This window comes from uncultured Kiloniella sp. (genome assembly GCF_937128705.1).
Classification (GTDB): domain Bacteria; phylum Pseudomonadota; class Alphaproteobacteria; order Kiloniellales; family Kiloniellaceae; genus Kiloniella.
Genome location: NZ_CAKZMP010000089.1, coordinates 1 through 11,249 on the forward strand (window position 1 = coordinate 1; position 11,249 = coordinate 11,249).

Sequence of the window (11,249 nt, forward strand, 5' to 3'; positions counted from 1 at the left end):
ATAAAGCTCAACAGCGGCAGTATAGTCTGTTTCGCGAGCAAGACGGATGATCATTTATACCGTACCTGTTAGAAGAAAATTCATATTTACACATCGATATCCAGTTACAAATTCCAAGGTATATTCTTGAAAGTAATCTGTAAAATATGTGCAATGATTTTCACCCAAGCAACATCGATCCAAGTGTCGGTCCGAACACAGGGACCATCATAGTTGGACAAAATTCCGTAATGGCATAACGGGCCACTCTATTTTGATGAAACGGGTCTTCCTTGATCAGGTTCTCAACCTTTTCTCTGGTATCCGATATCGCGAGGATAACCCCACCGTCACGCGGGACCTTTGCCCCCGAAGCTATAAATACATTTTGTGCATAATACTTTTTTAAAAAGCTTATGTGATCATCAATCAAGGGATCAACCGCTTCAAGCGGAACGATATATGTGAGGTCGATCACATACATCATTGCGTTTTTTGGCATCCTTGCGTTTTGAGGCATCCTTGCGTTTTGAGGCATCCTTGCGTTTTCAGGCATCATTACGTTTTCGGGTCGCAAGTCTTTTGGTTTTGGCGGCATCGTATTTCTTTCGGAAGAAAGCCATCTGGTCATAAAAGAAGCCAGCTGAATTATCTCAACTGGCTTTCTTATATATGCATCAGTCCTAGGCAGCGTCGAAAGCAGAAAGCACCATGTTTGCACCGGCTTCACGGGCGGAGGTCAACGCCTGATATTCTGGGGATTGGTAAAAAGTATTCAGCTTGTCCTGATCAGGAAAACGGAACACTGCGGTACTTGGCAGCGGGTCTGTTCCTGTCAGGACTTTATCCGCCCCGCCTTTGAACAACAGCTCACCATCAAACGCGGCAATAATCGGGGCCGCAGCTTTTGAGTAGGCTGCCAGTTTAGTGGGATCTTTCACCTCGAAATGAGCAACAAAATATGCAGACATGTTGTGGTTCCTTTTTGAATACATGACAAAGTTGAATGGGTAAACGCACTGTCACACACATGCATAAAAACCGTAAATAGATAGATTTACATGAAAACTATGCTATATTGCATGAATGGAAAATTGGGACGATCTTCGTATATTTCTGGCCGTTGCCCGCTGTGGATCAATAACAGCCGGGGCAGCACAGCTCGGCCTGGACCAAAGCACCGTATCGCGCAAGCTCCAATCCTTTGAAGACAGGCTGGGCCTGAACCTCTTTATTGGAAGCGCCAAGCGCAACACGCTAAGCCCATCTGGACAACGAATATTTGAGGGTGCCGCCCGACTGGAAAAAGAAGTTGAAGATATCAACCAGAACATCGCCGGACTGAGCGAGCAACAAGGCGGCACAATCCATATCGTCACAACCGATATTCTCTCGAACCATCTGCTGATGTCTGTGACGTCCGAATTTTTGCAAAGATATCCCGATATTAACCTGCGTATTCGCACACAGGATATGGATGGTAAAGATATATCCAACAATCCATTGCCCGGAGATTTGGCGCTCTACGCCACCAATACCCCCAATGAAGATCTCTTTGGACGCAAGCTGGCAACCGCCACCTTTGCCTCCTACGCGTCCCGGGATTATCTCGACAGCTTAAAAGGCGACCATAACAAGATTGTCTGGCTAAACTGGGACGATGGCACAGCAACACCCACGTGGCCCAGACTAGCCCCCGAAATTCCCGATCATATGTGCCGCCTGCGCAGTGATTCCGTCGCTACCCTACTGGAATCTGTACGCTTTGGCATCGGAGCCACCATCCTGCCCTGTTTTATCGGCGAGCAAGATCCCACCCTCGTCCGCCTCGCCCCCGGTCAAACCGTCAGCCAGCGCGACATCTGGTTACTAATGCACAAAGACCTGCGCCGCGTCCCGCGCATCCGCACTTTTGTTGACTTCTTCGTTCAGAGGATTAAGGAACGGAAAGGCATTATTGAGAGTGATTGATGATCTTACTTGATTTTTCGCAACACCACTTTAAGTTGATTATTCTGAGATACTCCAATTAAAGGAACAATGAGAATGCCTGAAAGAGCTTGGTTATTTGGCGGCGCAGGACTTTTGTTCCTCGTCTCTCTATCCATGAGACTATTTGGAATACCAAATATTCTAACCCCCTACCCAATGCCTCTTTTCATCGTTATTCTTATGGGCGGAAAGTACCTCTTTCCCTTTATAACACCACTGCTCTATATGCTGGTTTTAAAGGTATTTTCCAATTCCAGGCACTTCTCCAAGGTGGTTATATTCCTGATTTTGTCATTTGCATTCCTGAATTTTTACTATTTTCTCAACAGGTGGGATCTTGGCGTGAAATATCCTGAACGAGTTTAGAGAGTTATTTTGTCCTCACAAAACGGTAAGAACAACGACCTTGAAAATGCAATTAATCGTTTAAAGCGCGGATTAATCAGTAACCACGACCCAACACAAGCAATGGCCTATAAAGCCATTTATGAAAGTGGGGTTGAATCAATTCCCTTATTACTTAGGGAGCTAAAGCTATTGGATTTTGAAAAGCATAATTCTGCGAATACGATACTCGCGGCAGGCTTCTTGACCATTTTGCACGATCTTGATGAAAAGCTATCGGAACAGTTTGTAAAGAAATCCATTACTCCCAAAACTGATCCTGTTATCAAACGATCTTTTGATTCAATCCTGAGATTTAAACGCGCCAACTTCACAAAAACAGAACATCGGGGCGTTCTCATTCTTGAAGACAAAACACTGGACCCACGAAATCACGCAACAGGCTTTGTTTTAAAATGGTTGGAAATAATTCCGGACGAAGATTTAAAAGGGATTCCCAGAATTTATATTATCCCCCTTAAACCCCAATATGATTTTTCGGGACAATACCTGCCCTATATTGGAGTTATCAATCTGGTTTGGTTTAAATATGTTGAGACGCTCAAGTTTCTTAATCCTATAGATCACTTTTTTATACAAAAAACGCTTTATCATGAAATAGGGCATCATTTTCACAAACACAAAGAAGGCGGTCAGGTCCCCTCGCAAGAAGAAGAGGCAGATCGTTATGCATATAAAAAACTTCGTATTGCCCGCCCGAAAGTTTCTTGGTTCCTAAGAATGCTTGCAAAAATATTTCGTACCAACAAAAAACACCATGCAAAACAGACACCGACTTAGCTTTATCTTGATACTCTTTCATAATCACCCTTCAAACAAACCAAGCCGATTAGACCCAATCGTCGTAGCCGATGCACTTAAGACGAATGAGATATTGAGACCGATTGCTGAAGAATACGTTCGTTTGGAAAAATAATTTCAACTTTGGTGCCTAAACCAACTTGGCTATTAAGTGTGATATCACCTTTGTGTAATTTGACGAAAGACTTTGCAATATAAAGGCCCAGGCCACTGCCTTCGTATTCACGCGTATGTAATTTTTGCATTTGCTTAAAAGGTTCGAATACCGTTTTCAAATCATCCGTTTCGATACCAACACCGCTATCACATACTTCAATCACAAGCTGCTTTTCAATTGATATACAGGATTTTAGCGAAACATTCCCACCGTTCTGCGTGAACTTTACAGCGTTTGACAACAAATTATTTATGATGTGATTAAACTTGTCAGGATCGACAAAAATTAATGAGACATTGTCGTCGATCTGAAGATCAAATGTAATATTTTTTTCCAGAGCGGAAGCTTTAATCTTATGAGCACACGAATTAAGTAAATCAACGATATCGCATTCGGTTTCATGTAATTCAATTTGGCCTGATTCAAGCCTAGAAACAGTAAGTACGTCATTAACAACGGAAAGGAGGTTGTGACCTGCAACGTTGATATCATCAGCATATGCAATGTACTGACTTCCTATTGGGCCATTAATTTCGTTTCGTAATAAATCAGAAAACCCTATGATCGAATTTAGCGGTGTACGTAACTCGTGGCTCATCGTTGCCAAAAAACTGGTTTTGGCAGCATTCGCATCTTGAGCTTCTTCCGTTGCCTTTCTTAACACTTCTGTCATTTCGCTTAAATCTTGCAACAACGCATCTTTCGCTTGCAGAGTTCCAAAATAATAATGCAGCGGATTGCTGGGGGCAAAATCCGTCATCTTAAGATTTAAATCAATAATTTCATCAATTGTACTTATCACCGGATACCCGGTGAAGAGAACATAATCACCACTTGGGTAAAGCGCCCCATTCAAAAGAACTTTCTCTGAAATTGAGCGTAAAGAAATCGGTTTTTTTACGATAAAATCCAAATTTTCCAAAGACCAGTTTATGCTAGGCCGTTCTAGCGTAAATAAATCGTCAACATTCTTTCCAATCTGAATTTCCGGAATAACTTTTTCCAGGTTCCCGCCAAGCTCTGTAATAGAAAAATCTTTTCCAAAGACAAAATAGTATCCAACTGCCTCAAGTAAAGCATTGCTATCAATCGATGTTTTCATATTTTCTCTATCAGGTATTCATCGTATTCGATTTGATCGGAACGAATTTGTTTAATGGTCACATGGCCAGGATAGTTAAATTTTTCGCAAAGCCCCTTTAACATTCCTTTGACAAAAAATGTGAGCCCTCGCCGTTTACTCATATACCGGACACAAATAGTATCTACGTTAAGCTTCTTACAAAGAAATGAAGGTGGGGACATATCAGTCAATTGCGCCCCTAATGCAGCATGAAGGGAATCAAGGTTATTTAAGAAGGTAAAAATTGTGTCGCCATACAGTTCATAATAGATCCCCCATTGTCCATCAGCAGTTTCCTTTACCCACCCTTTACCAAGAGTTTCCTGTAAATTATCAATATCAATGTCGAGAACTTTGACAGCCTTTTCGATAATCAAATACGTTATCTCGTCAGGGTATTGTTGCAGTTGGGAAAAATGGGGAATTTCAGGAGCGTTGGCCATAATCTCACGCCACTTTCGTTCACCATAAGTGACCTGTATCGTTTGAATAATATGCCTGTTCACCATTCCAAACATATATAGCTCCGGTTGGGTCTGATCACTTCTGTACTATCGCTCTAAGACTAACTTATGGGGATACCAATAATAATTGGTAAATAAGTCTAAAGGATCAGAAACGGAACTGTGGTTCCAAGAAGGCTTATACCAAATCACGGTTCATAACAGCATCAGTTTAAATTGCCTCATCCTGCAAGATTTACATTGGCCCTATGCCAGAAAATTTAATGGCTCTATGCCTCGTAAAAATAAATCAATAAGACAAAGAGAATTATTGATAAATCTCCGAGGCAGATTTGCCTCATGAAAAGCCAGGAAACCACAATGTCACTTTTTCACGGACTCTCTGTCTTCCCCATAACGCCGACAGATAAAGATGGTCGGATCAATAGCGATGCGCTTTGTCTTTTGCTGGATCGAATTGTAAAGGCGAAAGGTGATTCAGAGAACGATACGAGTGCTGTTTCCGGGGTTAACTCTATCGGGTTATTGGGCAGCACGGGCGGTTATGCCTATCTGACAAGGTCGGAACGTCAACGCGCCGTTGCTGTAGCAGCCGATTTTATTGGTGGTCGTGTCCCCTTGATCGTTGGGATTGGCGCGCTTAGAACAGATGACGTACAGACATTGGCAAAGGACGCACGCGATGCCGGGGCAGATGCCCTATTGCTGGCCCCTGTTTCCTACACCCCCCTAACAGAAGAGGAAGTCTATCAACATTTTGTTGCGGTTGCAGGTACCACAGACCTCCCCATTTCTATTTATAATAACCCGGGGACAACCCATTTCACCTTTTCACTCGACCTTCTAAAACGCCTTTCACAGATAGAAACAATTGCAGCCGTTAAGATGCCATTACCGCAAGGTCAAAATATAGAGGCCGATCTGGCACAACTTCGCCAAAATACCGCCGATAAGGATGGCTTTGCTATTGGCTATAGTGGCGATTGGGGTTGTGCGGCTGGGCTTCTTGCCGGGGCCGATACATGGTACAGCGTGGTCGGTGGTCTTTTCCCGTCACAGGCGATGAAATTGGCAAAATCCGCACAAGCAGGTGATGCACAGGAAGTCCAGCGTATCGATCAATTCTTCCAACCGCTTTGGACGCTCTTTAAAGAATTTGGCGGCATGAGAGTTATGTATGCTGCTGCCAATATCCTGTCACTCTCTAACGCAGCCCCACACTTACCAATCCTGCCACTAGGCGCTGCGGATCAGGAACGGGTATCAAAAGCGATTAATGCCCTGAACGAACTGGATTAAAGTCCGTTAGGTCATCAGTCAAAAAACTTTACATAAACATATATAAATCAATATTATGGGCAATATTTTCTCAGGATGGATACATGCCCACCAACGACGATCTACTTGCCAGTATTGATGCACAACGCAAGGAAAACGGGTTCAGAACTTTAGCTGAAACCATGGAGCTTACTGCCCGTGGCAACACAGTGCTGGACCCTTTTTCAACTCTGATTTCAGTGCATGCAAAGGTTGGCACAGGCAACACTTTCTATCCCAATAGCGTTATGCGTTCTGACAAGCCTGACGCCATCATCGTTGGCAATGGAAATACCTTTTATGCCCAGACCTATCTGGAAGCCAGCGGGGGTACAATCACCATCGGATCAAACAACCAGTTTGGCCCGGAAGGTGGCGTGACCATCAAGGCCAATAGCCCCAACAGTGTTATAGAGATTGGCGATTACGGCAGATACCTTGGCAACCTGACCATTCTTGGTAACTCTACCTTGGGCAACGGCGCTCAAATTCTTGGCAGTATCACCTTTCAAAACGCGTCATTGGAAGATGGTGGTTCCTTTGAAGAGCAAGATCCGGATTTACGCGCCGCCGTCGCCAAAGGACGTGGCTTGATCCGTAATCAAGCCATTCAACAGGGATACGTCGCCGTCCTTGGCGAAGCGACCACCCTCGTTAAAATTCTCCCTCAATCTCATTTTCATCCGAAAAAGACGTGATTGATCAAGAATAAAAGTACGTCCGGCTGTATCAACGGCATTACAGCTTTATAATTGTATCGTCCTGTTGATCTACGTGACTTTCAAGATCTCCTTTTTTACATCACGTTTCCCCTTGCCACATCATGTATGAGAATGCTATCCAGCGCGTATGAAATATCGATGCACAACACTTATTAATCGCTGGTGGCGTTCCTGAACGGAGCGGCACAAGGATATTTCATATCTATTTTTTGAGCCGCCTCATGGGCGGCTTTTTTATTTCCGGCATCATGGGGCAGCTCTGTTTTTTTTCGGAGACAACCATGACACAAAACAAACCAACCATCCTGACTGGCGATAGAACAACCGGGCCATTGCATATCGGGCATTATGCCGGATCACTTAAAAATCGATTACGCTTTCAAGATGATCACAATCAATTCTTGCTGTTGGCTGACACCCAGGCCTTAACCGATAACGCGAACAATATTGAAAAAGTCAGGTCCAATGTGCTCGAAGTCGCATTGGATTATCTCGCCGTCGGGATCGATCCGGCCAAAACGACAATTTGCTTACAATCCCACCTTCCCGCGTTAGCGGAACTGTCGATGCTGTATCTCAACTTTGTCACCGTTGCCCGGCTAGAGAGAAACCCGACAATCAGGGATGAAATCAAAGCCCGCAATTTTGGCCGGGACATCCCCGCAGGATTTATGTGTTATCCCGCAGCCCAAGCCGCAGACATAACCGCTTTCAAGGCAACTGTGGTGCCCGTTGGCGAAGATCAGGCCCCCCTGATTGAACAAACCAATGAAATTATCCGGAAAATCAACGCGACGGCCAATGCATCTGTTTTACCGGACGTAAAAGCCATCATCCCCAAAACGGGTCGGTTGCCCGGCATTAACGGGAAAGCAAAGATGAGTAAATCACTGGGCAATGCCATTGCGCTTTCCGCGTCTGCTGATGAAATAAAAGCGGCGGTAATGCAAATGTATACGGACCCCAACCATCTAAGAGTTGATGATCCAGGACAGATCGAAGGCAACGTGGTTTTCACCTATCTGGATGCTTTTGATGAAGACACCACAGCAATTGCAGAGCTAAAACGCCACTATCAGCAAGGTGGCTTGGGTGATATGGCGCTGAAAAACAGGCTGAATGATATCCTTCAAGAGTTGATTGCACCGATCAGAGAACGTCGGGAAAAGCTTTCCCAAAATCCCGGTTACGTATTGGATGTTATCCGAGAGGGAACAGCAAAATCCCGTGACCTGACACAGGACACCTATCGCCACGTCGCCACATCTCTTGGTCTGTTTATGTTGGCCTAAGAATTAAGAATCCCCCCCCCTGATCAAAGGGCATCGAAAATAAACACCGATGTCCTTTGAAAGGGTGGAGCGTTCAATTTCATTTTCATGATGTAGCTGGTTAACACGCGCCAGAAAATTTCAAGTCTGAATGATCTTAAGTCACAAAATCTCAAATCTGGGTTTGCCCTATGATTTAAGCAGTCCGATACACACGCATCAAGCAACGGCGATTGTTTCATCCGTTTTCAGAACACGTTCCGTAATATCTTTAAAATTCATAATATTCACGGGCTTTTTTATAAAGGCACGACACCCACTTTCATAAGCATCAGCAATGACATTCGTATCAGTCGCCGCGCTAACAACAATTATAGGCAACGTTGTTTTATTCAGCTTGTTTTTAATATAACGAATGGCCTCTAGCCCGCTCATCTGGGGCAAATTAATATCCATAAAAACCAGATCAAAATCTTCTTTGCCGATAAGGTCCAACCCCTCTTCTGCGGTCTCCACAGACGTTAAATCTTCTCCCCAAAGTTGTTCCACAAAAAGGCGTAAAACACGGGTGTTCATCGGCTTATCTTCTACGTACAGGAACTTCATGCAACCTCCGGCATCATCGCAACAATACCATAGCATATTACTAGGTTAATCAATCATAAATTTACAGATATCGCTCCAAAACCTCTACGGTTTCCAGTAAATTTATAGGCTTTGCAAGCATTTCACTGAACTTTTGTTTCTTAATTTTACTAATGGTCAGCTTGGAAACGTCAGCCGTAATTGCAACGACAGGCGGTAAGTCCCGGTACAGCCTTTCCAAACATTTCATAGCGTCAATACCGCTCATCCCCGGTAAATTAATATCCATGAAAATCATGTCACAGGGATGATCTTGAATATATTCAAGGCCCAATTCAGCAGATATACAGCTATCAAACACAATACCCGGATACACTTTTTGTACAATCTGCTTTAACAGGGCAATATTAGACGGGTTGTCCTCTATATAGAGAATGCGACCGTTCATCTTTTTACCCGCCTCCCCTATCACGCCTTCTATTTCCTGGCTTGTGACTTCCATCTCGTTATTGATGTTTCCTGCGGGTAGATCTATCCAAAACTGACTGCCGTCGGGTGTGCTTGAAAACCCAATATCCCCCTGCATCATCCGCACAATTTTCTGGGTTATAGCCAGCCCTACGCCACTACCTTCAATCGCGGAATTTTCCAAGCCAAGACGATCAAAGGGAATGAACAGCTTTTCGTGCTGTCTTTCGGGTATTCCATAACCAGTATCGGTCACCTTTATACGAACAAATCCGTTATCTAGCGTTTCAAAGGAAATGGTAACAGACCCGTCTTCGCGGTTGTATTTAATACCGTTGGAAATTAAGTTGATTAAACTCTGCCGAACACGTCCCCTGTCGGCATGAATAAATGTTTTTCCCTTATTGTCCGGTTTGAAGACGACCTTGATATTATTAGATGTCGCCGTAAATTTCGTAAGATCTATGCATTCGTCAACAATTTCATTAACGTCAATATCTTCTAACGAAACGGCTATAATTCCCGCCTCTATCTTCGACAAATCAAGAACATCATCAATCAGATTCAACAAATGATCCCCGCTTTTGAGGATATGTTGAACCGCTTCTTGATATAGCTCGTATTTAATCTGATTTTCGTCTGTCACCTGTAACAATTGGGCAAACCCCAATATCGTGTTCATCGGCGTTCTTAATTCGTGGCTCATAGAAGAAAGAAAGTGAGACTTAGCCATATTGGCTCTCTCCGCTTCTTCTTTCGCCCGCAAGATATCATTTTCCGCGCGGACCTTTTCTGTCAGATCCCGTAGAATGCCGACAAAACAAACTTGGTCCCCCACCATTAGTTCACTAACGGCGAGATACATGGATATTTCCTGCCCGTCTTTTGTTTCTCCTTCGACAATGCGGCCGATCCCGATAATTTTATTCGGGCCACCGCCCATAAAGTTGGACAGGTACTGATCATGTTCAGAACTATAACGATTGGGCATTAAAATCTTAACGTTTTTACCAATCAGTTCTTCTTCTGTATATCCGAATACTTTAAGGGTTGCCGGGTTAACCATCTGGATAATTCCCAAATGATTTATCACAATCATACCATCAACAACGGTTTGCCAAATCGACTGGAACAGAGCTGATCCACTTTTGGCATCTGACAAGACAATATCATTCATTATCAACGTCCAGTTGTTTTTGTAAAAAACCTCTACCTAACGTTACGCATCATAGCTTAAGGATGTATTACTTAGATATAAATACCACGCAGTCAGAACATTATTATCGGGCGGCAGATCACACCTAGTAGCCTGAGATAATGATTATGCTGAATTAACAATCAGTAAGATTGCACTTTCAACTGTGAACTATTCGGGATTATTCTGGATATTTTCTGGGCATATTCTGGGCATATTCTGGGATCATACCAGAATCACCCAAGGGATAGAGCGCCAGGACCAGTGGTTTATTTTCCAGACGATAGGTACCTAGAATACTATCGAAGCAATCGACTTTAACGACGCCAGACTTAGGATAAGGATGAGAAATCAAGCTTTACGAGCAGCTTCTTGCTTTAAGATGCTGCTCGCTTTTATCCTATATTACGACGCCCTGATCTGGTTCATGAACTCATCAACCTGACGCGTTAGAACCGCCGCATCATCTTGCAGAGTTTGTGCCGCTGTCAGAACGGATTGGGAAACACTACCCGCTTCTTCTATATTGCTGTTAACCTCAGTAATACTTCTGGTCACCTCGCTGGTACCCGCCGCAGCTTCTTGTACATTACGCGAGATTTCCTGCGTCGCAGCACCCTGTTCTTCCATAGCAGAAGCAATTACAGTCGATATTTCACTAATTTGAGAAATCGTGTTCCCAATGCCGCCAATGGCCTCGACCGACGCATCGGTCTCTTCCTGAATACCAGAAATTTGACTTGTGATTTCCTCTGTAGCCTTGGCGGTTT

General features: G+C 43.8%; 13 protein-coding genes and 1 pseudogene. 6 read left to right on the forward strand and 8 right to left on the reverse strand.

Going from position 1 to position 11,249, the window contains the following annotated elements:
• Positions 1 to 160: 160 nt before the first annotated feature.
• Together Q0241_RS05385 and Q0241_RS05390 are read right to left on the reverse strand one after the other, a co-directional pair.
• Positions 161 to 610 (reverse strand): YciI family protein, encoded by a 450-nt coding sequence (locus Q0241_RS05385; protein WP_299374273.1) that lies wholly within the window; start codon positions 608 to 610, stop codon positions 161 to 163.
• A gap of 52 nt (positions 611 to 662) precedes the next feature.
• The gene (locus tag Q0241_RS05390) at positions 663 to 950 is read right to left on the reverse strand and encodes a DUF1330 domain-containing protein (protein ID WP_299374276.1); all 288 of its coding nucleotides are present in this window, start codon (positions 948 to 950) and stop codon (positions 663 to 665) included.
• Positions 951 to 1,065: 115 nt separating this feature from the next.
• Between Q0241_RS05390 and Q0241_RS05395 the strand changes: the two genes are divergently transcribed.
• The 3 genes from Q0241_RS05395 (at position 1,066) to Q0241_RS05405 (ending at position 3,156) form a co-directional block, all read left to right on the forward strand.
• The gene (locus tag Q0241_RS05395) at positions 1,066 to 1,950 is read left to right on the forward strand and encodes a LysR family transcriptional regulator (RefSeq protein ID WP_299374279.1); all 885 of its coding nucleotides are present in this window, start codon (positions 1,066 to 1,068) and stop codon (positions 1,948 to 1,950) included.
• A 75-nt stretch (positions 1,951 to 2,025) separates the two neighbouring features.
• Positions 2,026 to 2,337 carry a hypothetical protein gene (locus Q0241_RS05400; RefSeq protein WP_299374282.1) on the forward strand — a complete coding sequence of 104 codons (312 nt, stop codon included), beginning with the start codon at positions 2,026 to 2,028 and terminating at the stop codon, positions 2,335 to 2,337.
• 9 nt (positions 2,338 to 2,346) lie between these two features.
• Complete coding sequence (locus Q0241_RS05405) at positions 2,347 to 3,156, forward strand: hypothetical protein (RefSeq protein ID WP_299374285.1); 810 nt, start codon at positions 2,347 to 2,349, stop codon at positions 3,154 to 3,156.
• Positions 3,157 to 3,233: 77 nt separating this feature from the next.
• Here the strand turns inward: Q0241_RS05405 and Q0241_RS05410 are convergent, their stop codons facing one another.
• Both Q0241_RS05410 and Q0241_RS05415 read right to left on the reverse strand, forming a co-directional pair.
• Complete coding sequence (locus tag Q0241_RS05410; protein ID WP_299374288.1) at positions 3,234 to 4,436, reverse strand: ATP-binding protein; 1,203 nt, start codon at positions 4,434 to 4,436, stop codon at positions 3,234 to 3,236.
• A complete protein-coding gene (locus Q0241_RS05415; RefSeq protein ID WP_299374291.1) occupies positions 4,433 to 4,975 on the reverse strand; it encodes a heme NO-binding domain-containing protein in 543 nt (180 codons plus the stop codon). Before Q0241_RS05415 ends, Q0241_RS05410 begins: the two co-directional genes overlap by 4 nt.
• A 306-nt stretch (positions 4,976 to 5,281) precedes the next feature.
• Between Q0241_RS05415 and Q0241_RS05420 the strand changes: the two genes are divergently transcribed.
• From Q0241_RS05420 to trpS, 3 genes are all read left to right on the forward strand, one after another.
• Positions 5,282 to 6,220 carry a dihydrodipicolinate synthase family protein gene (locus tag Q0241_RS05420; RefSeq protein ID WP_299374294.1) on the forward strand — a complete coding sequence of 313 codons (939 nt, stop codon included), beginning with the start codon at positions 5,282 to 5,284 and terminating at the stop codon, positions 6,218 to 6,220.
• A gap of 83 nt (positions 6,221 to 6,303) precedes the next feature.
• Positions 6,304 to 6,936, forward strand: a complete 633-nt coding sequence (locus tag Q0241_RS05425) for a hypothetical protein (RefSeq protein WP_299374297.1) — start codon at positions 6,304 to 6,306, stop codon at positions 6,934 to 6,936.
• 305 nt (positions 6,937 to 7,241) lie between these two features.
• Positions 7,242 to 8,252, forward strand: a complete 1,011-nt coding sequence (trpS, locus tag Q0241_RS05430; RefSeq protein WP_299374300.1) for a tryptophan--tRNA ligase — start codon at positions 7,242 to 7,244, stop codon at positions 8,250 to 8,252.
• Positions 8,253 to 8,450: 198 nt separating this feature from the next.
• On the opposite strand, the gene Q0241_RS05435 is transcribed toward trpS, so the two are convergent.
• The 4 genes and pseudogenes from Q0241_RS05435 to Q0241_RS05450 form a co-directional block, all read right to left on the reverse strand.
• Complete coding sequence (locus tag Q0241_RS05435) at positions 8,451 to 8,837, reverse strand: response regulator (protein WP_299374303.1); 387 nt, start codon at positions 8,835 to 8,837, stop codon at positions 8,451 to 8,453.
• A gap of 61 nt (positions 8,838 to 8,898) precedes the next feature.
• Positions 8,899 to 10,461, reverse strand: a complete 1,563-nt coding sequence (locus Q0241_RS05440; protein WP_299374306.1) for a PAS domain-containing hybrid sensor histidine kinase/response regulator — start codon at positions 10,459 to 10,461, stop codon at positions 8,899 to 8,901.
• A 199-nt stretch (positions 10,462 to 10,660) separates the two neighbouring features.
• Positions 10,661 to 10,834: a hypothetical protein gene (locus Q0241_RS05445; RefSeq protein WP_299374309.1), complete on the reverse strand. Its 174-nt coding sequence runs from the start codon at positions 10,832 to 10,834 to the stop codon at positions 10,661 to 10,663.
• Between the two features lie 50 nt (positions 10,835 to 10,884).
• Positions 10,885 to 11,249 (reverse strand): annotated as a pseudogene (locus Q0241_RS05450) (chemotaxis protein); the annotation flags it as partial.

What these genes read in the sequence shown, in the direction of transcription:
- Q0241_RS05395 (WP_299374279.1), top strand. Translation starts at nt 1,066, where the DNA reads ATGGAAAATTGGGACGATCTTCGTATATTTCTGGCCGTTGCCCGCTGT.
- Q0241_RS05410 (WP_299374288.1), bottom strand. Translation starts at nt 4,436, where the DNA reads ATGAAAACATCGATTGATAGCAATGCTTTACTTGAGGCAGTTGGATAC.
- Q0241_RS05385 (WP_299374273.1), bottom strand. Translation starts at nt 610, where the DNA reads ATGACCAGATGGCTTTCTTCCGAAAGAAATACGATGCCGCCAAAACCA.
- Q0241_RS05415 (WP_299374291.1), bottom strand. Translation starts at nt 4,975, where the DNA reads ATGTTTGGAATGGTGAACAGGCATATTATTCAAACGATACAGGTCACT.
- trpS (WP_299374300.1), top strand. Translation starts at nt 7,242, where the DNA reads ATGACACAAAACAAACCAACCATCCTGACTGGCGATAGAACAACCGGG.
- Q0241_RS05440 (WP_299374306.1), bottom strand. Translation starts at nt 10,461, where the DNA reads ATGAATGATATTGTCTTGTCAGATGCCAAAAGTGGATCAGCTCTGTTC.
- Q0241_RS05425 (WP_299374297.1), top strand. Translation starts at nt 6,304, where the DNA reads ATGCCCACCAACGACGATCTACTTGCCAGTATTGATGCACAACGCAAG.
- Q0241_RS05400 (WP_299374282.1), top strand. Translation starts at nt 2,026, where the DNA reads ATGCCTGAAAGAGCTTGGTTATTTGGCGGCGCAGGACTTTTGTTCCTC.
- Q0241_RS05435 (WP_299374303.1), bottom strand. Translation starts at nt 8,837, where the DNA reads ATGAAGTTCCTGTACGTAGAAGATAAGCCGATGAACACCCGTGTTTTA.
- Q0241_RS05420 (WP_299374294.1), top strand. Translation starts at nt 5,282, where the DNA reads ATGTCACTTTTTCACGGACTCTCTGTCTTCCCCATAACGCCGACAGAT.
- Q0241_RS05390 (WP_299374276.1), bottom strand. Translation starts at nt 950, where the DNA reads ATGTCTGCATATTTTGTTGCTCATTTCGAGGTGAAAGATCCCACTAAA.